The organism is Bdellovibrio bacteriovorus (assembly GCF_001592745.1).
Taxonomy (GTDB): domain Bacteria; phylum Bdellovibrionota; class Bdellovibrionia; order Bdellovibrionales; family Bdellovibrionaceae; genus Bdellovibrio; species Bdellovibrio bacteriovorus_B.
The window spans coordinates 155,337-177,137 of the sequence record NZ_LUKD01000006.1; the positions used below are offsets into that span (position 1 = coordinate 155,337).

Sequence of the window (21,801 nt, forward strand, 5' to 3'; positions counted from 1 at the left end):
ATGGCTGTCGATCTGTAGAGTGTTGTTTATAAGTTTTAAGGTTCTACCCCGCATCCCCACCCCGGTCAAGGCAAAGAGGACGCAGGCCTAATATTTAAAGACCCTTTTAAGGACAAAACCGCGTCCCTCTTCAAGCCCCACCAGCGCCAATAAATGCCCGGTGTCTTGAGCTAAAACTTGGACATATTGGTCCTCGGAAGGCCGAAAGGCCGTGATCAGTTGGGAGCGCAAGTCATGGCTGATCTGTCCGTTCCCCAAAAGGACTTTGTCCTGCCCTTTAATACGAATACGTTTGATCTGAGGCAAGGCATGATCCATCCCCACAAAAGCCGTCCCCCAAGGAGGGGCTCCCGTATAAGCCTGTTCGATCTGTTCCAGGGTTTGTGCCTGAGGCAAATGATAAGGTGCCGACCACGTTCTGCGCAAAGAACTCATCGCGGCTCCGCATCCCAAAGCCTTTCCTAAAAGGTCGACCCAGGTGCGGATGTAACTGCCTTTGCTGCATTTAATATCAAACTCGGCCCAATCGGGACCGATTTCAACCGCTTCCACATCCCAGAAGTTCATCATTTTTTTGGGGATGACGACTTGTTCTTCCTGACCTTGGCGAGCGTATTCATAAAGTTTTTTACCCTGAACTTTAATCGCAGAGTAAATCGGAACTTCAAGTTCCATCTCTCCCTGAAGCTTAAAGGCTTCGGCTAAAATACGTTCTTTAGGAAACTCGACAGAGACTTTTTCTAAAACCTCACCCGTCGTATCCAAAGTGTCTGTGCGCACACCCAGTTGAGCACGCACGCGGTAACCCTTATCGCCTTCAAGAATATATTGGCTGAGCTTTGTACCTTCATTCACAAGGCACACCATCAAGCCTGACGCCATCGGATCCAAAGTTCCTGAATGACCTACGGCCTTTGTTTTTAGAATACGTCGAAGCCTTGCCACGACATCATGGCTGGAAATCCCTGAAGGTTTATCAACCAACAAGAGACCATTAAAAATTGTTGGATTATTCGTCATCAGATTCGTCGTCGGAAGTTTCGCCTTTAGCTTTTCTCTCTAACTCAAGTTCATGAAGGATTTTTTCCACCTTCAAAACCTGATCCGTTGCGTGATCCGCATAGAAAGTCAGCTTCGGGCAATAGCGCATTTTGAGTTCTTTACCGATAAAGTTTTGAATCTCAAAAGCTCTTTCTTGAAGAAGCTCCAACGCCTCAGTTTTCTGAGCGTCGGAACCTAATACACTGATATAAACTTTGGCTGCGCGAAGGTCGGCTGGCATCTTTACGGAAGCCACCGTCACCAAACCTGGTAACGGTGATTTAAAACCGCGAAGCAAAAACTGAGCGATAGTAGCTTGAATTTCTCGTTCTACGCGAGCGACTCGGCGCCCATCACCCATGTTCTTCATTACTGCAAGCTCCCGTCCAATTCACGAGCAACTTCTTTTTTCACGTAAGCTTCCATCATATCGCCGACTTTAACGTCATTGTAGTTTTCAATGCCGATACCGCACTCGTAGCCTTGAGCCACTTCTTTGGCGTCGTCTTTGAAACGTTTAAGGGAAGCGATCTTACCTTCGTAAACGATTTTATTTTCACGAAGAAGACGGATCATATTATTACGTTGGATCTTACCGTCGATCACGAAGCAACCTGCAATCGTGCCCACTTTAGGTACGTTGAAGGTATTACGAACTTCCACGCGACCCATAACTTCTTCAACTACATCCGGAGTCAATAGACCCGCCATAGCTGCTTTCATTTGGTCGATCAATTCATACACGATCGAGTAAGTTCTGATATCCACACCCATTTGTTTCGCTTTGGCTTGTGCGCCCAAGTCAGGACGTACGTTGAAACCAAGAACGATACCTTTAGCGGTGTGAGCTAGAACAACGTCACCTTCATTGATACCACCCACTGCAGAGTGGATGACTTTCGCCTTCACCTCTGGAGTCGACAATTTCGACAACATGCCGTTGATAGCTTCCAAAGAACCGTGAACGTCTGCTTTCAGAACGATCGCAAGCTCTTTCACATCTCCGGACTTCACTTTCGCGAAGATATCTTCCAAAGACATTTTCGACGCTGGCGTCGTCGCGGCTTTTTCAGCCTGCTCTTTTCTTAGAGTAGAAACTTCGTTCGCTGTCGCTTCATCTTTGACGATGTCAAATTTGTCGCCCGCAGCTGGAACGGCTTCAAGACCCAAAACCTCTGCTGGCAAACCAGGTCCTACGGATTCAATTCTTTCACCACGATCGTTCACCAAAGAACGAACACGGCCTTTCATTGTACCCGCTACGATGTATTGACCTACAGACACAGTTCCATCTTTAACAAGAAGAGTAGCAACCGGTCCTTTGCCTTTTTCCATTTTCGCTTCAATCACGATACCCGTGCCTGAACGTTTTGGATTGGCTTTAAGTTCTGCAACCTCAGCAAGAAGTTTCACTTGCTCAAGAAGTTCTTTGATACCTGTTTTCTTCAAAGCTGAAACTTCACAGAAGATCGTGTTTCCACCCCATTCTTCTGGAACGATTTCAAGCTCAGTCAATTGCTGTTTAATACGGTCTGGATTTGCACCTGGCTTATCCATTTTGTTCACCGCTACGATCATCGGTACACCCGCCGCTTTGGCGTGGTTAATCGCCTCTTGAGTTTGAGGCATCATACCGTCGTCTGCCGCCACCACGATGATCGCGATGTCTGTCGCATTCGCACCGCGCGCACGCATGGCCGTGAAGGCTTCGTGGCCCGGAGTATCTAGGAATGTGATCAAAGAACCGTCGTCGATTTTAACACTGTAAGCACCAATGTGCTGAGTGATACCGCCGGCTTCACCTGCGGCTACATCCGCATTGCGAATGGCATCCAACAAAGATGTTTTACCGTGGTCGACGTGACCCATCACTGTCACAACTGGAGGACGAATTACGGCTTCCGCACTCAAATCACCAAACGCTGTTTCTTCTGCCACTGCGTCGGCTGTTTTAAATACGTTTTGCGCTTCCCACCCAAACTCCGGAACGATCAAAGCGATCGTATCGAAATCCAGATCGGTATTCATGTTCGCCATCACACCGTTTTGCATAAGAACCTTCACCAATTGAGGAGCTTTCAAGCCCATCTCCATGGCAAGGTCGCTTAGCTTCATCGTGTTGTTAACTTTAACTACACGTTTGTGAGCAGAAGGAGTCGTGATCTGAGTTTTTTGCGCTTCACGATCCAACATGCCTTTTTTCTTCTTAGGCTGGAAGACCATCTCACGCTTACGGAATTCAACCGCGTTGAATACCGCTACTTCTTCTTCCTTCTCTTTTTCTTTTTCACGAGTGGTTGCAGATCCTGCACCCGTTCCCGGACCGACTTTTTTACGGCGGTCGAAATCATTTTTCTTAAAGTCATTTACATCCGGCATTGGCTCGGGTGTTTGATTCGCAGCCACGAAACCCGTACGGATATTGCGTGTTGGAGCACCACCTGAAGGACGGTTGAAACCGCCCGGACGAGGTTGATATCCGCCACCGCCTTGAGGACGGTCGCCACCACCGGCGCCACGAGGTTGGTAACCACCTTGCGGTCTGTCACCTTGTTGGCGCTGCGGAGTTTGCGGTTGCACGCGGGAAAGGTCCATACGACCGATAATATTTCTTTTTACAGTCGTCGCTGGAGTCGAAGAACTGGATACGCCACTAGTGCCCACAACAACCTCTTTTTTACGGGCTGCTGGAGCTGGAGCCGCCGGTTCTGGCGCTGGAGGAGCTGCCGGAGTTTCTTTTGCCACCACAGGTTCAGGTTTCGCCTTCACCTCAGGAGTTGGAGCTTCCTCTTTTACCACGACTTTTGCCGCTGGAGCCGGTTTTTCAACAACCGGTGCTGGCGCAGGAGCCGCTTCTTCTGCAACAGGAGCTTCTTCAGCTTCTGCTTTCGCGGCTGTCTTCTTCACCACCACACGAGTTGTCTTAGCGGGAGCTGCTGATTCTTCTGTTTCAGCCTCTTCTGCTTTTGCGACGACTTTCGCTTTTGGAGCTTCGTCTTCTTTTTTACGACGAATAACAGGGGTTTTTGCTGGCGCTGCTGCCGCCGGCGCTTCCCCTTCTGAAGCAGCTACGGCTTTTTTTGGTGCCGCTTTACGAGTTGCTGCTTTTTTCGGTTTAGCCTCTTCAGCCGGTTTATCGCCGCCTGAGAGTTTAATTTTAATTTGCTCTAGAACTGTCGGATCCAGCTCTGCCATGTGACTTTTCACAGGCAAATTCCACTCGCGGATTTTATCCATGAGGGCTAGCGGGGTCATCCCGATCTCTTTTGCAAATTCAAAAACCTTTGGATTACTCACTCAGTCTCCCTGTTTTCTTTTAATCCAATTCAATGTTGCTTACTGCTTCAGCTTCGGCGGCTCAGGCCGCCACTGCTATACCGACTTGCGCCGGATTATTCCTCGTCCGCTTCTTGCGCATCAAGTTTTTGCAATTCTTGTTTAAGAAGTGCATCTGCTTGAGCTTTCGCTGAAACATTCGATTTGTTGTCTTTAGCTGCTGTTGGAGCTGTTGGAACTGGAACACCTTCAGCTTCATATTTCGCAACCAAAGCTTTCGCTTCTTTCGACAATTTTTCAGCTTTATCTGGATCGTCGTAACCAGGAATTGTCATCAATTCGTCTACACCCGCCGCTGCCACAGCCTGGAATGAACCGAAGCCGGATTGGAAGATGTTTTGTGCCATTGTCTCGTTCATACCTGGGATCAACATCAAGTTGAAGATGGATTCCGCAGTACGAGAAGCAGCTGAAGATTCAGAAATGATATCCAATTTCCAACCTGTCAATTTCGCTGCCAAGCGCACGTTTTGACCACGTTTACCGATAGCCAAAGACAATTGAGAATCTGGAACTACGATTTCCATCTCTCTGTTCGCGTCGTCTAGGAACACGCGAGAGATTTCCGCCGGAGCCAAAGCGTTGCACGCAAAACGAGTGATATCTTCGTCCCAAGGAACGATATCAATCTTCTCGCCACGAAGTTCTTGTACGATGTTTTGTACACGAGAACCCTTCATACCTACGCAAGCGCCCACTGGATCTACAGAATTGTCTTTAGAACGAACCGCGATTTTTGCGCGTTGGCCGGGCTCACGAGCCGCCGCCATGATCTCAACAACACCGTCGTAGATCTCTGGAACTTCCATTTCAAAAAGTTTCATCAAATAACGCTCGTCCGCGCGAGACATGATGATTTGCGGACCACGCGTTGTTTGACGAACTTCAGACAAATAACCTTGGATGCGATCGCCTGGCTTGTATTGTTCACCTGGGATTTGTTCACGAGGCGGGATGTAAGCTTCCGTGCGACCCAAGTCGACAACGATAGCGCCTTTTTCCACGCGACGAGCAATACCAGATGCGATCTCACCTTTACGCTCTTCGAACTCATTGAAGATGATAGAGCGTTCTGCATCACGCACTTTCTGCATGATGATTTGTTTCGCAGTTTGAGCTGCGATACGACCCAAATCCGAAGCCTCTAGCTTGATACCGATAGAGTCATCCAGTTGCACATTTGGATCCAATTTTTGCGCTTCATCGTAAGGAATTTCAACTTCCTCATCGATGTATTTTTCACGAGGGACGACTTCTTTGAACTCAAAAAGTTCAACTTCGCCAGTTTCTTCATTATAAGCGGCTTCAATTTCACGGTAAGTACCGTATTTTTTACGAGCAGCTACCAACATACCTTGAGTGATTGCATCGATAACAACTTGTTTGTCGATACCTTTGTCTTTTCCGACCTGATCAATCACTTTAGAAAGATCTGAAAACATATTTTCAGCCATGACTTTCCTCTCTCGTTACTTTTTTTGACCTTTAGTAAATTCAAACACCAATTTAGCTTTGTCGATGAGCGCGTACGGGATTTTGATCTCGACGTTATCTACGACAAATCGAACACCCTCATTATCTGCTGACTCTAAAACCTGTTCGACAGTTTTAGTCGCTTTCCATTTCTTATCCGTGACCCCAACACTTTCCAAAGCTTTGGAAGTTTTGATGTACACTTTCTTGCCCACGACTTTTTGGAAATGCCAAGGCTTGTTCAAATGGCGATCCAAACCTGGAGTGGAAACTTCCAAGTTATAGGCTTCACCAGGAATAATATCTTCATCAGTATCTAAAATGGCGTTCAGACCTTTGGAGACATTGGAGCAATCATCCAGCGAAACGTTTCCATCTTCTTTGTCGATGAAAACGCGCAATGTTCTGCCCTTACCCACACCAACGAATTCGATGTCATAAAGAAGGCAACCTTCGCGGTCCGCCACTTCGTTGGCAATCTTTTCTACTTTATCCATCCAAGATGGGGTTTTCGACATTTACAGCAATCCTTATATAGCATACTTCTCAGCACGCACGAGTCCAGTTCACGGCAGCGCACGCGAGCAACAAAATCCAACTGTAAGAGGGAATTGCTTTGGCTGACCACCCGTCGATGTTTCAACCAGCCGCCGCCGCGGCAAAAAAAAATGGGCCTGCTGGGCCCATGAGAACGACTCTGAAACTAGCAAGAAAATCCAGACAATGCAAGGGTTTATCTGACCTTCCCTCGAGCGAGGCAAGGTTCCTACGCTAATGAGTACAAAATAGCCGTCGCCCCGTCACCATAATAGCGGGGACGCCGACGAACCTCTTTAAACCCCAGTTTTTCATAGAGTTTTTGTGCTGAGACGTTTTCTTCATGCACCTCAAGCCAGAGCTGTTTGTCCTGACCCTTCGCAGCAACCATATAGGCAAACAGTCTCTCCATATACCCTCGGCGCCGAAATCGAGGATGACTCGCCACCAGAGAGATCTCCCAAGCATCCGGCAAATCACGATAAAGAACAAAACCCGCTAAATCCTCGCCTTCAAAAACTCCGAAGGCCTCAGCTGTCGCAAGCTCCGCACCTAAAAGATCCGCCGGCCAGTAAAACTGCGGAAGCAACCCTTGATCGGAGTGAACGGCCTCCACCAAAGCTCGCATTGCCGGTTTATCTGAGCCCTGAAGAATTCGAATATCCATATTATTCCGAAATAAAAGTGCGCACTTTATATTTGCGCTTAATCACTTCAAACCAAGAGCGAATACGCTCTTCCAGCTGCTGTTGCGCCAGGAAGGATTTGATATTGTCTTTAAAGGACGAAAACGGATGACTGCCAAACTTCACACGGTTTTTATCGTAATAAGCCTGCGCTTCTTGGTCCGTGATAATTCCCGTCATTGAACTGGTCTTAAACGCCAAAAAACTTTTCGCCGTCATTTTGCGGGTCACAAGTTTCTTAAGTTGCACGGGCGAGACCTCGAGCTGGGCCCAATAAGGCTTCCCCGCCGTGGCTTTTTCAACTTTCGTTAATGCCGTTGAAATTTCGCTTTCCGAAATCGCGGCGACATTGAAGTTTTCAGCCTCTAAAGCCAAAACCGACTCCAGCAAAACCGCCGTCACTGCCGTACGAAACTCCGGCTGGCCCGGGCGCACTTCATAAAGTCCTTTTAAAGGAGTCTTGGGAGGATAAAGAATATTTTCAATGACCATTGAGATCTGAACTTCCCGCGACGTCACGACATGATCTGCCGCCTGCCCGACCGTTTCAGTCACCACTGTGGTCGCCGCCGAAGCCTGAATACAAAATAAAAGAGAAAGAAGAAATCTCATAGAGTCACTATGAGCCAAGAAGAACTTAAAGTCCAGCAGACCAAAAAAACAAACCCCGCTTTTAAGGGCGGGGCTTGTAAACCACTGAGGAATTAATAATTAACTTTTTCTATTAGATTAGAAATTTACGCGTCCGACAAGAGACATCACATAGTACTGCAACTTTTCGAGTGAGTTGCTGTACTCAGGTCTAGAAATCCATGTGTTATCATCCGCATTCACACGGCTTGAAAGATTCCACATGTATCTGAAATCCACACCCAAAGAATACTTCGGAGAGAATTCCAAGTCCGCACCCACCACAGTACCGATATCGATAGCGTGAGAGTTGGCTTTTGTATCGTTCACGTATCCATATGGATTCTTGTTATCCCAAGAGTATCCGCGGTAAGAGTAAGCCACCACACCACCGAATACAGGCTTGATGATACCAGAGAACAATTGAACTTTGGCAGCCAAAGAACCTGTGTACTGTTGTACGTCGATAGTGTCTGGGATGTAAGTTCCACCAGAGTAAGGATATCCGTAACCATAACCGTAGTTGCCAGTGTAGTAACCTTGGCCTTCTACTGTGTAGTTAGAGTAAAGGAATGAACCCTCTACGATGAAGTTATCGTACTTAGTACCGAAAGCCACACCCAGAGCATAGTTTCCTTTTACTTGGCGAGTGTCTGGATAGTCACCGATACCAAGGATACCTGCTACGTATTTAGTTTCAAGAGGAGCTAAAGGAGCTTCTTCTTCCACTTTCATCGCCGCTGCGATTTCTTCACGAACGATGTCGCGCGTGTTTTCTTTAGGCTCTTGAACTTGTTGAACCTGAACAGGTTGAACAGCGACAGGCTGTTGATACTGCTGTTGAGGTTGTTGTTGGGATTGATCCAACTGATTAAATTTATCACCAAAAAGAACGCCGGCACGTTTCTTCTCGTCTTCCATACGAGAGTGCTCAAGTTTTTCGACGATTCTTTGTTCTGTTTGCAGCTCAGCATCTTGACGAGCACGACGGATTTGTTCCGCGCGAGACTCTGTCAATGGAGAAGCTTCAATCACAGTTGTAGGCTGTTTTTGAATTTGTGATTGTTGCAACTGAGCATTGGAAGTCGGAGTCGCCTGATTCAAGATATAGATAGGCTGTCCGCTTACAGGTGCTGTGTTCGCAATTCCTGCCTGTGGAGCAGAAGCTGCTGCTGGTGCGGCCTGCTGGCTTGAATACATTTGATCAAGCTCCGCATCAACATCACTTTCTAGGCTCTGAGCAAGCGAATAAGTAGGCGCGATGCTCAAGGCCGCAAGGATATAGAAATACTTTTTCATAGGGTCTCCTCGTGGTACTGGTTTAAAAAACCTTTTTAAGTCATTCAGGCGTAGAGCAAGCCGGATGCCAACCTGGCCGAAAATCGTCCCCGGCGTCTAAGTTATTGATATCTAAAGTAAGTGCCTAACTCCCCCGAAAACCCGCGCCCCGTCCCCTGACCACAAATGTGACAACTTACAAGACGGTTTCTGAAATTCTTGCAAACGGAGCCATTTGGTCACTGAGTGTGGAAGGATTCTGATAAAACTACCCACTATATATTAAGGAGACCCCTTCATGTTTAAGCCGTTGTTCCGTATTTGCTCTTTGGCTTTATCTCTTTCGACTCTAGCAGCATGCTCTGGTGGCGGCGGAGGGGGAGAAAATCTCACGAACACCGTTGAACCTTCTGCGTGCGAAGTTTCAGGACACTCTTATGGCATCGTCGGCGGAAATACTTTGGGATCCGGCAACGAGCTCAGCTCTAGCACCGTCTTAGTTGTCCATATAGATGACGAAAAAAATGAAGGCATTTGCACCGGCACTCTTATAGATAATGATAAAGTCCTGACAGCTGCCCACTGTACTGAAAGATTTGGTGGGACGACGGTTGTAGCTTTCTCAAACAATGTCGATTGCGTTGTGAATGCCCCAAAAAGAACTCTGCGTTTGGTAACAGATAGAGCGATTCCCAACGAATACCGCTACTCTAAAAATACCAACTGGGACAACTCAACATATGATTTAGCCATCCTCAAATTTAAAGGTGGCTTAGCTCCAGGATATAAAGTGCGGGCTCTTCCAAGCGCAGGTTTCACGATCAATCAAACAGATGAGATGGTGATGGCGGGCTACGGAGTGACGTCAGAAAAAGCCAAAGACTCAGGTGTACTAAGATATACAACAGCATCGGCAACAAGAGTTTCAACCCGTTTTCACCTAGCGCTTATCAACAACACAGTATCTATCCCGAACACTCTAGTTTTAGACCAAGTTCAAAACGGTGTCTGCAAAGGAGACTCTGGCGGTCCGCTTTATGCGAAAACCAAAGACGGCCTGACTCTAGTAGGCATCACCTCTATGGGCATCGACAACCGCGCAAAAAAAGAACAGGATTCCCGCGTATGTCATGGCGTCGGTATTTTTGCTGACGTTCGCGAAAACCTAACGTGGATCCGCGAAAAAATGGAAGCGATGAAATAGAGCCATCGCTCCGAATAAAAATAAAAAACCCGAGGCATGAGCACTCGGGTTTTTTATTTTTGAGGGACCTGCTTTGAAGGGCCTACTCTACTGACGAACACACTCAACAGGTTCGCTCTTTCCAAGAAGAGGCCCATGTTTATAAGTAATCACCCCACGAGAAGTTTCATGTATCACAGTCCCGTCACCCACATCTTGCCAAGGTGAGATAATAAGTTGAAAAGAACCACCCTTCGAGTTAGCCCCAGTAAAAACCAAAGTCCCCGCGCCCCCATGACGAACCCCACCAATGTCTTCTTCAACGTCCAAAAAATAAGCCGTATAAGAAGATTCATCTCCGTCCTTAGAAGAAAGCACAAAAAGCGATTGAGAATAACGAGAATCCTCTCCCAAATAAGGAGATTTCTCCGTAAGAACGACGCGCTCTCCAGTGCAAGTCAAAGTAGCCACCTGATCCGCCAAAGCAAAACCAGAATTCAAAACCAACAAAAAGACAAAACCCAAAAGTCGCATAAAATCCTCCAATGAGAAAGGATATAAACAACTCAACCAAACACCACAACAGCAGAAGCCCACACCACGAAAATAAGAAAGGACCCTTACAAACAATTAAGAACAATAACCAAGAAAAAAGAAGAAGCACAAAAAACTACCCAATCTCTCCCCCTCCGGCGAAGCCCAGAAAAGAGCGACCAAATCTTCCCCATCAAAATTCAAGTTCCACAGCAACCCAAAACCAACACGAAGCCGAAAAACCACGACGAAGCAAAGAAACCCTAAACAAAGAGAAACAAAAAAGAGCGAGGACTGTCCGAAGAATTTTGATGGGGAAGATTTGGTGCGGGTGGAGGGACTTGAACCCCCACGGACGTGAATCCAAGAGATTTTGAGTCTCTCGTGGCTACCATTACACCACACCCGCGTAGAGGGATATTTTTTAAAGAAATTACCCCAAATACTCAAGATCTTTTTTTAAAATCTGCCGCGAAAACCCAAAAAAGCCCGCATTTAAGCCAATATTGCCTAAAAACCAGGCTTCTTTCTGAGGTTTCCATGAGGCAAACACCCTTCGCAATCCCTTTTCAGGCTTCGAAATGAACTAAACTTATTTTTTAGCGTAGCCCAGATAAGATAAGAGCAATGAAGACGACAGTTTAAACTTCAGCCCTTCCGGAACGACGCCAGAAAAATAGTTTTTTAAAGGAATCGTTGAGAAATCCATTTTTAAACCCGTCATTTCTTCAACTCTCATGTCAGCCCTTTTGCAGTAGTCTCGCAATTCATCAGGCTTAATAAAATATTCTATCACGTGCATATCTTTGGGGGTGTTCTTCACCATCCACTCGATCATTTTGATGACGAGAAACCACGAAAGCCAATGACGATTGAAAGTGTTAAAGAAAAACAAGCCGCCGGGCTTAAGAACCCGTGAGGCCTCTTTGATGAAAACTTGGGGATTTTCAATATGCTCCAAAAAATCCATGGCCGTTACGACTTCAAAATGTTCATCGGGAAACGGCAAATGAAACGCATCGGCCTTCAAGTAACGGACTTTCTGAGTGACGTCATACTTTTTAGCGATCTGTAAAGAGGCTTCTGAAATATCAATGCCCGTGACTGTGAAACCCTCTTTAGCCAGAGCATTGCTGACAAAACCTCCCCCGCACCCCACATCCAGAATATGGGCTTGAGAAAAGTGCTGGCGAATTCTTACAAGAGCCCACGGAATTTTGACGTCAGACTCAGCTCGCAAGAGTGCGACTGGGTCATCAAATGCCGTGTACCAGCGATCGCCGTAGCTTTCGTAAAAGGAATTATTCACTTTGTGCAGTGGCAAGGCTCTCCCTTTTCGTGGTCTTCTTTAACAGCATTCGCTGTCAGCGCCCGAATGGGAACATGTTTTTTCTCGCTTCACGTTCTAGTTCTAATTAGTGAGACCAAAAACAGTGCGAGGGTGCACCAACGTATCGCCAGTTCCCAGAACTCCGGTCGAATTATCGCCCATGCACTTAAGTTCTCCCGTACTTAACACAAAGCAAGTGGCATTTGCTCCGGTACTTACGTCAACCACTCCTGCTGAAACTACGGTGGCAGGACCTCCCGACCAGCAGACATTGGATGTATGGCCCACACCGAGTTCACCACTTGAGTTCGTACCCCAGCATTGCAATTTACCTTCATCTCCCGTGATCACACACACAGCATAAGGGCCCACTGAATACTTACGAACATCTGCCATCATAAACTTAGGCGTCGATGAGTTTGTTCCAAGACATGCCGGCTGTCCTGCCCCCCAACAACTGAGGTCGCCATTCTTCTGAAGAGCACAGCCGATGGGTTGGGAAAATCCTCCACCAAGAATCACACTGCTGACGTCTTCTAAAGTCGGTGTTGTCGGCAGTGTGTTTTGCGCTGTCGTCGTTCCGTTACCCAGTTGGTTGTTCTGATTTTTTCCCCAGCAATAAAGTTTGTCATCCATGGAAACGTAACAGGCACTGCTGTACTCCATTTCCACATCGCGAACTCCACTGGCTTTAACTACAACTGGTGTCGGCTGAAAAGTCGTAGAGCCCGGCTTAGCTTGCCCGTCACTATTGGCACCCCAGCAGCGAAGCTCACCGCTTTTGAGGACTGCGCAACCACCGTCTTCATTCAGGCTGACTTTTTCTACGTTCTTATCAATAAGAAGTTTTGGCGATTTATAACTTGCCATCGCTCCCATGCCCATACTTCCTAAAGCCGAGTTCTGTCCCCAACAACGAAGTTCACCGAAAGTGGAAATCGCACAGCTGCGCTCGCGATCTGTGATGATTTGACTTTGGTTGCGTGCCAGAGCCTGCGTCGGAACCAGACGGTTGATGATCGTGCGATCTCCAATTTGCCCCCCATTGTTGCGTCCCCAACATTGAACTTCGCCGGTAGCCAGTAAAGCGCAGATATGACGATAAAGACCGTTTCCATGTACGGCAATCTTCGCAACACCCGAGGGAATCACGGTCACCGGCGTCTTGCGAGTCAAGCTCTCGCTGCTGGCTCCCCAACAACGCACACTGGAATCACTCATCAACACACATTTAGGAGGGCTTAAACGATAGGTCACATCTAAGAAGGACGAAACTCCTTCAGGAATAATTTTAGTGGGCGCCAAATTTGCCAAGCTGTTATAGCTGGGCACATCCACGCCCCATCCCCAACACCACATAGATCCATCTGTTTTAATCCCACAAATAGCCGAACCCACGGGCATGGTTTGAACGTAATCCGTCGGCATCTGCACCGGTGTGGAAATATGTGTCGGCGTCGCCGTACCGGGAGTGAGTTGTGCGTTGTAATTGGAACCCCAACAATAGTTCGTGCGGGTCAACGGAGCGCCCTCTTCCTTCTGGGTGCAGATATTGGTATTATTCATGAAGAACGACGTGACGTTTGTATCGATAGGGGCCGCAGGAAAAGTTTTGATTTGGGTCGCCGACGCCGTCTGTGTGCCGTTGTGCCCCCAACAGTAAAGATCTTTGTTCGTTTTTATCACGCAGATACTTTCAACTGCTCCAGACATGATTTTCACTTTCGCCACTTGGTCGGTCACCTTTATAGCACTGGCGAAAGGGCGGTTCTGAGCGGTGTTCCCTTGCGCCATGATTCCGGTCGATTCATATCCCCAACACATCAAATCTTTTGTGGCGTTATTTTTAACATAGCAAATGACATTGGGATGTAAGGTAAAGGTCAAAACTCCCGATGCGATGACTTTGACAGGATTAGGATGAAGCTTGCCGCCCGAAGATCCCGGGAACAAAAGACCCATATTGTCTTTTCCCCAGCACCACAGCTCTTCACTGGAGTTTAAGGCGCAAGCCACACTGTGACTCAATTCAAAATGTTCGACGTCACTGATGACAACCGAACTCACAGAAGAGGTGGAAGTGTAAGTCCCATTTCCCAACTGCCCAGAAGAGTTATCTCCCCAGCACTTCAAATCTTTATTTGAAAAAAGGGCACAACTAAAATCATATCCCTTGCTCATCGACACGACGGCGGGAGCGACACCACTATCATTGTCTTTAATATGAATTTCATGGAAAGAGACATCTCCGCCATTGCCTAAAGAGTTTCTTGAGAGCACTAAACGCAGGCGCTCTTCACTTTCTGGCACAGTATCTTCGGTGATTTGCACAGTCAGATACTTCAGTTGATCGCCGACGGCAAATTGCACTTCGCGAGACGATAAAACATAGTCGCCGCTATCGGCCTCACCCAAAACACTGATACTGACTTTAAAAGGAATCGGTGCGGGCGCACTTAAACTGATAGGTACGTTGATGCTCCCCACGTTTTCACTGACGATTTGAGTACTGGAAAGAAAGGACGCCGTTAAAGGTGTCGTGTAAGTCAAAACACCCGTTGTATCTTTAACGGGAAGATCAATCACCGCAGTTTCATTGGCTGGGTTTACGATGGAACCGCCATTCAGATCAATTGCCGTGGGAAGCTCAATTCCATCTGTGTCGTTGTCTCCGACGACAACTTCATAACGGAATAAAAGTTCTGAATCTGAGATTTGTGAAATCAAATTCACTAAGCGTGTGTTGCCCGCGACCTTCACCGGAATGCGCGGCGATCCTGTCACCGTGATCGGTTGGTCATATTTAACAATGATCTCTAAACTTGTTCCATCTAGATAGACGTCTGTTTGCGGGGCGCTGAGTTTTTTTACTTCGGGAATTGTACGAATCAGAATCGGCGTTGTTTTCGACAGCGACTCATCCGCGCCCGGATCTGGCAGCTTTGTCAAATTATTGAAATCTTCGGTCGTACCTTGGACTTCTTGGGCCGGCTCGATAGTTCCGCCATTCAAAGACAACGCGGTGGAACTGGTGTAATCCAAAGTCGGCGCTGAATCACCCGCCACGACAGAATACTCAAAAGTTAAAATGTCAGTGCCCGTACCGGAAACGTAATAGGCCGTTCTTTTCACACTACCCGTTTCAAGCTCGATACTAGGAACGCCCGTAACATTCACAGGCCCAGAAAAATGCACCTGGATGGGGACGATCTGCGCCGTCGTAAATCGAGGAACTGAAAAAGCCGAGACTGACGAAGCTCCCGCGGTGTCGGCATCTACTTTGGTCACTTTAGGAACGGGAGGCAACGCAGGCGTCGACGGAAGAATCTCTTTCGTCATCCGACCAAAAAAATCAGCGCGCATTTGTCCACACCCCGTTAGCAGACACAAAAGTCCCGCCGCGAGTGTTCGTCTTAAAACGCTCCTCTTCATCTCAAAAGGCCTCCACAATGTTCCATCCAGGGGCTCATCGGTCAAAAGTGAGCCCTTTTATAGGTAAAAATACGAAGTTACCGCCTAGGGATGCGAATCAAGTCCGTGAACTTCCATGACCGTCTCATATTCATTCGAATTGTTTCCGGAAAGGAAAAACTCAATTCGGTTTTTACCGGATTGTTTCTGGTTCAAAACTAACCTAGGCTAAATACCGTTAGGAGATGCTATGGAATACAGAAAATTATTAGGCAGTGGTCTTGACGTACCTGTGATGAGCTTTGGAACAGCGACTTTCGGCGGCGGCAATGAGTTTTTTAAAGCGTGGGGAAGTACGGACCTCAAAGAAGCCCAACGGCTGATCGGAGTTTGCTTAGACAATGGCTTGAACCTTTTTGATACCGCCAATGTTTATTCTCAAGGCATGTCCGAAGAAATTTTGGGTGCCGCCATTGAAGGTAAGCGCCATCAAGTTTTGCTTTCAACAAAGTCAACTTTCAGGATGGGAGAAGGTCCCAACAAATCAGGATCGACTCGTTGGAACATCATGAAGGAATGCGAAGACAGCCTTCGCCGTTTGAAAACGGATTATATCGATCTTTATACTATGCATGGATTTGATGCGAATACTCCCGTGGAGGAAACTCTGCGCGCGCTGGATGATCTGATCACTGCGGGTAAAATTCGCTATATTGGGGCCTCCAATTTTTCAGGCTGGCATTTAATGAAATCACTGACGGTTTCAGAACGCTATGGATGGAGCAAATATGTAGCTCACCAAGCCTACTACTCTTTAGCCGGCCGTGAATTTGAATGGGAATTGATGCCACTTGCATTAGATCAAAAAGTGTCGACATTTGTTTGGAGTCCACTAGCTGGAGGCGCTCTCTCAGGAAAATTCCGTCGCAATCAGCCTCCTCCCGCAGGAAGCCGTTCCTCACAAATTGATTTTGTGGTGTCTGCGAAATCAGATGCTTTACACAATATCGTCGATGCTTTGGATGAAATTTCCAAAGAAACCGGTAAGACGATTCCCCAAGTGGCGCTAAACTGGGTGATGAATCGCCCTTCTGTGACAAGCATTGTGATTGGTGCGCGCAACGAAGAACAACTCAAGCACAATTTCGGAGCTTTGGGTTGGAAGTTGTCAGCAGAGCACGTAGCAAAACTTGATAAAGTCAGTGCCGTAAAACCTATTTATCCGTACTGGCATCAGCATGGTGACAGAGAGCTTATTCCTTCACCAATCTAGTTAGAAGTTCTTAAAGGCGCCCTCCTCAGTGAGGGCGTCTGCCATTTTCTTTAAGGCTTTTTCTGCCCCCGCCTGATCAAGATACTTTTCCGCACAAGCCACGATCACTGTCTTTTGTTGCGCATTCTTTTTGGAAGTGACAATTCCCACATTGCACATGCGAGCGACCTGAGTCCCCGTCTTTTGTGCAAAAAGGATGTCGTTCGGAAGGCCGGCTTTCAGTCGATTTTCGCCCGTTTTCATTTTTTGCATGTAAGTTAAAACAAGCTCTGTGTGCTTTTTATTAAGAATTTGTCCTTGGGAAAGCTTTTCTAACAACGACCCGAAACTTCGTAAGCTTGTCGAATTCAATCCACGCGCATAATATTTTTCAAAAGCCTCTTCGATACTGGTCGCTTTTAATTCACTAGTAGGAACTTGAATCCGTTTAACGAAAGCTTCATAGCGTTTTGAAACGGGAAATTTCTTCAGCTCAATAAAATCTATGTTGGACAGTGTGCGCGCTTTGGGATGAATTTCTGAATAGGCATCATAACGCACTTGCAGAATGGTGGTTAAAGGAGCAAAGTCCGGCGCTAATTCATGGGTGGTCTTATTGAGAGTCTCTATTCCCATCAATTTGATCAACATGTCAGTCGCCGTACTGTCGGATTGTTCCAGCATATTTCTTAGCAGATGTTGCACGGTAAAACTTTTTCCGGGATCCTGCCAAAGTAAGTCTCCAGCGCCGTCGACGTAATCACTTTGCTTTAACGTCAGTTTTTTTTGCAGATCTATGTGTCCCTTTTCCACTTCTTTAAGCAGAGCAATCGCCACCGGGATCTTGATGGTCGAAGCCAGATACCATCTTTTATCAGCTTGAAATTCGCAGATAGATCCGTCCTTCAAAGATTTTACGAAAATCCCGAGATCTCCCGGAAAGGAGTCATCAAGCTGCGACATATTCGTCAAACAAGAAGCCGTCCAATTTTTCTGAGCCACCGCAGGAAAGGCCAATAGCCATGTCAGAAAAACGACGGCGAATTTCATAGAATGCCCGCCTTATGTAAAACCGTGCCGACACTTCTTAAAGCGGACTCCGCCATGTCCAAGGATTCAAAGTCTTTGACACAAGCGGCGATCACAATCCCTGTTTTCAGTTCGGATTTTTTATCCCAGGCGATGCCGAAATCACAAATACGCGAATGCTGTGTCCCCGTTTTATGAGCAAAGGAATATTTCTTGGGAAGTCCTGCTTTGATGCGACGTTGACCGGTTTGCACTTTCGTCATCGTATCGATCAGAAACTTCTGTGTGGAATCCCCCAATATTTTTCCTTCAGCCACTTTCTCTAGAAGTTCAGCATAGGCTTTCAAGGTCGCGGAATTGAGTTTCTTAGAATAGTAATTGTCGTAAGCCTCGTCCAAGGTTTTACATTTAAACTCTTTCGTATCCACACCTAGCATTTGTGACAGACGACGAAATTTCACTTCATCCCCTTGTGAACGCTTTAGCAAAATAAAATCCGGCCCTTGAAGTTTTTCTGACGACGGATGCACTTCGGAATAAAGACGGCGGCGAACATCGGCTAATGTGGTGATCGCGGTGAATCCGCCAGGAACTAAATCCTGAACACAGCTGTTCACAGACTCTAATCCGGCCTGGCGAATCAAAAGATCACTCGCGGTATTATCGCTATATATAATGGCTTGCTCCATTAGAAATTTTACGGAGAGTTTGCTTCCGGCTTTTTTTGAGTTCGTGTAACCCGCGCCATCCACGAAGTCCTCTTTGCGAAGTTCAATCTGCGAATCCAAAGTGTACTTCTTCTGATCCACCTGACGAAGATTTTCCAATACAATTGGAAGCTTCACTCCTGAAGCCACATACCACAAGTCATCACCACGATAGGAAAGAATTTCTCCGGTGCTTAGATTTTTGACAAAGACGCCCAATTGAATTGGTTGTTTTGCCTCAAGCTCTTTCAAACTTTCTTCAAAGGTCTTCGAACTCGCCCATGCCGGCGCTTTCACCAATGTCACAGTCAAAGCAAAGGTTATGGCTCTTAAGATTCTTTTGAAATCCAATTTTTTACCCTTATCCAAATGGCCGTTAGTAAAATTAATAACAAGGTGAGATTCAAAGCGTGTTGATAGGTTATTTTATGCCAATAATCGAATAAATACCTATAGAAAACGAAGATCACAAAGATGTGAAAGACGAAGGCGCCCAACGCATCAGACCCGATGATGGTCACGGGTTTCAAGACCAAAGCCAGAAGATTTCCTCCCGCTAAACTGAGAGACACTATGAAAAATGCCAACGCCATGCTGAATAACATAAATGAAGCGTCGGGAGGATGTTTGCCTTCGTTCATAGCTAACGAAATCAAAGTTTCTTGCAGATTTTCTGGCGCATGCAAGACGAAAGCGACCGCCAGAAGAAGGCCTCCCGCAAAAACTGAAGCCGCGAGTATCATTCTTCTTTTGATGCTTTCATAACATTTTCGAGTCATTTCACCTAACATCAGTCCGACCATCACAATCGGTAAACGTGTCAGCTGTCCCCAGGTGTAAAAATCCTCGTGCTCAACCAGAATGGCTTTAAGTCCCACACTGCCGAAATCAAAATTGTTGAAAAGATAAATCGCGGTGTACGTTGTAAAGCCTATACAGATCAACTGCCCCCACCACCGCAGCTTTTTCCACAACGGAAGGAAGAACGGAATCCATAATAAAGCGATCCCATAGAACCCCAGAATTTCTGAATAAACGGCGAAGGCGCGATACAAAAGAACGTCGAGGATTTCCTGACGTTCATACAAAGAAAACATTTCGACGATACATAGAACCTTATACCAAAAAAGAATTTTCAGCCCGCGAAAGAACAACCTCTTTCTTTTTTGGGGCCAGTCTTCGCGATCCACGGCCGGAACAAATGCCACTGCCAAAGTGATTCCGAAAACCAGAAAAAAACACGTGGAAGCTCCTTTCGTTAAAAGATGAATTGGAACGAGCCCCCATGAGGGGAACTCTTCGAATGGAACAAGCCCTTTAATCCCATGACTTAGGATCATAAGAACGACCGCAATTCCTCGTGCTAAATCAATGGCTCTGATTCTTTCCACAGGATATTTTCGCTACTCATTGTCCTCAGAAGTAGCTGTTTTCCAGCAGAAACAACCACTTAGCTGTGACGCAATGGACCGAGGGTGGAGCTTGAGGCAAGATTCTATCTATCGTATAAAACCAACATGTTGAAAAAAGAAATTGCCCGCCTTCTTACTGGTTTTCGACAATTCAAAGAAAAATTCTATGCAGGGGAAGACTCTGTTTACAGCAAACTGCAAAATGTCCAAAATCCTAAGACGTTGATCATCGGATGTTCGGACTCACGCGTGGATCCTGCGATTCTTTCATCGGCAGGACCAGGCGAACTTTTTGTGGTTCGTAACGTCGCGAATCTTGTTCCTCCTTGTGATCCCGATGGCGGTCGTCACGGTGTGAGTGCGGCGATTGAGTTTGCAGTCGTCAATTTGCGCGTAGAAACGGTGATCATTCTTGGGCATAGTCAGTGCGGCGGCATTCGCGCCCTTTTAAATCCGGAAAACATCATAGCGGGTGGCTTCCTTCACCAATGGGTGAAGATTGCGGAGCCGGCGAAAAAGCGTGCTATTGCCTTGGCTTCTTCCGATGACTCCGTTCCTTTGTGGAGACTGTGCGAGCACGAAAGTATTCGCACATCGCTAGAGAATCTCAAATCCTTCCCCTTCGTGGCGGAGGCCATTGAAACACGTGGTTTGACACTGTTAGGGATTTACTTCGATATCGAAAAAGGTGAGCTCTTAGAGTTCAACGAAAAAACGGAATCCTTCACCCCGATTCCTTATTAAAATCTGGATTGTAACAAAGGCTCTGCAAAGAGCCTTTTTCATTTGCGAACCTACAAATTTACAAGGCCTCTTCCTCGCGAGATACTGACGGCATCGGAGGACGCATGCCTGAAGAAAAAGATAAGAACCGAAAAGATGTTCCTGCACCCTTTAAGTTTTTTCTGGCTCACTCTGTTTGGCTATTTATTATCGGAATTATTCTGGCGGTCGCCGCATACTATAGCTTCTTCAAAAGCTAGAACAAAGAATCCGTCCCTTTTCAAGGACGGACCTTCTTTTATTCCCATTACATAGTCTGATTTGTGGGGGCCATTTTTTGCTGAATCTCTTGAGCTTTCGTCAAGTGCTCTTGCACGTGCGTTTTTGTCTCTTCCAAGAAAGTTTTCAACTTTGGATCTTGCGCTGAAGGAATCAAACTTGAATCCAACTCTGTCAAAAGAGTTTGATGCATTTCGATTTGTTGAGTGATGTAAGTCTTATCGAAGTTTTCATCCTTCATTTTTTTAAGACCGCTCAACTTATTCTTCGCGTCTTTTTCCATCTCTTTACTTTTTGCGCTGGATTTCATTTTAATCTTAGAGTCTTTAGAGACGGACTTTCCTTCTTTTTTATTTTTCTTATGCTCATCCATCATATGCTTAGCAAAGTCTTTCACTTCGGAATTCTTCGCTTTATCTTCAGCCACATCGCCCGCATCGATTTCCGCTTCATTTGCCACTTTCATGATTTCCATGATCTCACCGTCGGTATAAGTCGCCGCATGCGCTGTTGCGAAAGTGAATGAAGTCGCTAGCAATAAAGCCGATACACATTGTTTTGTATTCATGAGTTCTCCTTGTTGGTTTTTGTTAGTGGTCCCATGCTCAAGGTTTCGTTAAAGAAGCTCAATTGACAAAAAAGTAACGTGTTAATTAACGGTGGGCCGAATCTTGCATCGATTCAAAGCATGAGCACACTAAAAGGACTATTCATACTATCATTGGGTGTTTGTTTGGGGGCCGCAGCCTCGATGACGATGGCTAAAAAAGCGACTTTGAGCAAACGAAGAGAAGCATTTCGCGATGAGGACGAATATGACGAGGTCAACGAAAGTTCGATGGAGTCATTTCCGGCCAGTGATCCTCCGGCATGGAGCAAGACTCCCAAAAATCCTGACGAATATCACTGAGGCGTCGGTGATTTGACGGGGCGAAATGTCCACTCGACCTGGGGCAAAAT

Annotated in this window: 20 protein-coding genes and 1 tRNA gene; 5 read left to right on the forward strand and 16 right to left on the reverse strand. The window is 46.5% G+C overall.

Annotation, left to right across the window (positions count from 1 at the left end; all coding sequences use genetic code 11):
- Positions 1-87: 87 nt before the first annotated feature.
- The 8 genes from truB to AZI87_RS13850 all read right to left on the reverse strand — a co-directional run bounded on the left by truB (position 88) and on the right by AZI87_RS13850 (position 9,002).
- Complete coding sequence (gene truB, locus AZI87_RS13815) at positions 88-1,020, reverse strand: tRNA pseudouridine(55) synthase TruB (protein WP_063208328.1); 933 nt, start codon at positions 1,018-1,020, stop codon at positions 88-90.
- On the reverse strand, positions 1,010-1,411 hold the full coding sequence (rbfA, locus tag AZI87_RS13820; protein ID WP_063208330.1) for a 30S ribosome-binding factor RbfA: 402 nt from the start codon (positions 1,409-1,411) through the stop codon (positions 1,010-1,012). The genes truB and rbfA overlap by 11 nt, the downstream gene beginning before the upstream one ends.
- On the reverse strand, positions 1,411-4,338 hold the full coding sequence (gene infB / locus AZI87_RS13825) for a translation initiation factor IF-2 (protein WP_063208332.1): 2,928 nt from the start codon (positions 4,336-4,338) through the stop codon (positions 1,411-1,413). Before infB ends, rbfA begins: the two co-directional genes overlap by 1 nt.
- A 95-nt stretch (positions 4,339-4,433) precedes the next feature.
- Entirely contained in the window at positions 4,434-5,831 is a 1,398-nt protein-coding gene (gene nusA, locus AZI87_RS13830) for a transcription termination factor NusA (protein WP_063208334.1), read from the reverse strand.
- 15 nt (positions 5,832-5,846) lie between these two features.
- Entirely contained in the window at positions 5,847-6,368 is a 522-nt protein-coding gene (gene rimP, locus AZI87_RS13835; RefSeq protein WP_063208336.1) for a ribosome maturation factor RimP, read from the reverse strand.
- 248 nt (positions 6,369-6,616) lie between these two features.
- Positions 6,617-7,054, reverse strand: coding sequence for a GNAT family N-acetyltransferase (locus AZI87_RS13840; protein ID WP_063208338.1), 438 nt, complete (start codon positions 7,052-7,054; stop codon positions 6,617-6,619).
- Between the two features lies 1 nt (position 7,055).
- On the reverse strand, positions 7,056-7,685 hold the full coding sequence (locus tag AZI87_RS13845) for a hypothetical protein (protein ID WP_063208340.1): 630 nt from the start codon (positions 7,683-7,685) through the stop codon (positions 7,056-7,058).
- A 117-nt stretch (positions 7,686-7,802) separates the two neighbouring features.
- Positions 7,803-9,002 (reverse strand): hypothetical protein, encoded by a 1,200-nt coding sequence (locus tag AZI87_RS13850; protein ID WP_063208342.1) that lies wholly within the window; start codon positions 9,000-9,002, stop codon positions 7,803-7,805.
- A gap of 277 nt (positions 9,003-9,279) precedes the next feature.
- Here AZI87_RS13850 and AZI87_RS13855 point away from each other — a divergent pair, with 277 nt between their 5' ends.
- Entirely contained in the window at positions 9,280-10,185 is a 906-nt protein-coding gene (locus AZI87_RS13855; RefSeq protein ID WP_063208344.1) for a S1 family peptidase, read from the forward strand.
- An 87-nt stretch (positions 10,186-10,272) separates the two neighbouring features.
- Here AZI87_RS13855 and AZI87_RS13860 read toward each other — a convergent pair whose 3' ends face one another.
- From AZI87_RS13860 to AZI87_RS13875, 4 genes are all read right to left on the reverse strand, one after another.
- Positions 10,273-10,698, reverse strand: a complete 426-nt coding sequence (locus AZI87_RS13860; protein WP_063208346.1) for a hypothetical protein — start codon at positions 10,696-10,698, stop codon at positions 10,273-10,275.
- A gap of 323 nt (positions 10,699-11,021) precedes the next feature.
- A tRNA-Leu gene (locus AZI87_RS13865) sits at positions 11,022-11,107 on the reverse strand.
- Between the two features lie 183 nt (positions 11,108-11,290).
- Positions 11,291-12,022: a bifunctional 2-polyprenyl-6-hydroxyphenol methylase/3-demethylubiquinol 3-O-methyltransferase UbiG gene (ubiG, locus tag AZI87_RS13870; RefSeq protein ID WP_063208348.1), complete on the reverse strand. Its 732-nt coding sequence runs from the start codon at positions 12,020-12,022 to the stop codon at positions 11,291-11,293.
- 87 nt (positions 12,023-12,109) lie between these two features.
- Complete coding sequence (locus AZI87_RS13875; RefSeq protein ID WP_253696826.1) at positions 12,110-15,391, reverse strand: Calx-beta domain-containing protein; 3,282 nt, start codon at positions 15,389-15,391, stop codon at positions 12,110-12,112.
- 298 nt (positions 15,392-15,689) lie between these two features.
- Between AZI87_RS13875 and AZI87_RS13880 the strand changes: the two genes are divergently transcribed.
- Entirely contained in the window at positions 15,690-16,712 is a 1,023-nt protein-coding gene (locus AZI87_RS13880; RefSeq protein WP_063208352.1) for an aldo/keto reductase, read from the forward strand.
- Here the strand turns inward: AZI87_RS13880 and AZI87_RS13885 are convergent, their stop codons facing one another.
- Genes AZI87_RS13885 through AZI87_RS13895 form a run of 3 tightly spaced genes read right to left on the reverse strand, consistent with a single transcriptional unit; the run spans position 16,713 to position 19,818 of the window.
- A complete protein-coding gene (locus AZI87_RS13885) occupies positions 16,713-17,741 on the reverse strand; it encodes a serine hydrolase (RefSeq protein WP_063208354.1) in 1,029 nt (342 codons plus the stop codon). It lies immediately after the preceding gene.
- Positions 17,738-18,778 (reverse strand): serine hydrolase, encoded by a 1,041-nt coding sequence (locus tag AZI87_RS13890; RefSeq protein ID WP_063208356.1) that lies wholly within the window; start codon positions 18,776-18,778, stop codon positions 17,738-17,740. The genes AZI87_RS13885 and AZI87_RS13890 overlap by 4 nt, the downstream gene beginning before the upstream one ends.
- On the reverse strand, positions 18,757-19,818 hold the full coding sequence (locus AZI87_RS13895) for an acyltransferase family protein (protein WP_063208358.1): 1,062 nt from the start codon (positions 19,816-19,818) through the stop codon (positions 18,757-18,759). The genes AZI87_RS13890 and AZI87_RS13895 overlap by 22 nt, the downstream gene beginning before the upstream one ends.
- A 126-nt stretch (positions 19,819-19,944) precedes the next feature.
- Here AZI87_RS13895 and AZI87_RS13900 point away from each other — a divergent pair, with 126 nt between their 5' ends.
- Positions 19,945-20,583, forward strand: a complete 639-nt coding sequence (locus tag AZI87_RS13900; protein WP_063208360.1) for a carbonic anhydrase — start codon at positions 19,945-19,947, stop codon at positions 20,581-20,583.
- Positions 20,584-20,687: 104 nt separating this feature from the next.
- A complete protein-coding gene (locus AZI87_RS18375) occupies positions 20,688-20,822 on the forward strand; it encodes a hypothetical protein (RefSeq protein WP_301335619.1) in 135 nt (44 codons plus the stop codon).
- A gap of 47 nt (positions 20,823-20,869) precedes the next feature.
- Here the strand turns inward: AZI87_RS18375 and AZI87_RS13905 are convergent, their stop codons facing one another.
- Entirely contained in the window at positions 20,870-21,409 is a 540-nt protein-coding gene (locus AZI87_RS13905; RefSeq protein ID WP_063208362.1) for a DUF4142 domain-containing protein, read from the reverse strand.
- Positions 21,410-21,529: 120 nt separating this feature from the next.
- Here AZI87_RS13905 and AZI87_RS18165 point away from each other — a divergent pair, with 120 nt between their 5' ends.
- Entirely contained in the window at positions 21,530-21,751 is a 222-nt protein-coding gene (locus tag AZI87_RS18165) for a hypothetical protein (protein WP_155722575.1), read from the forward strand.
- Positions 21,752-21,801 lie beyond the last annotated feature (50 nt).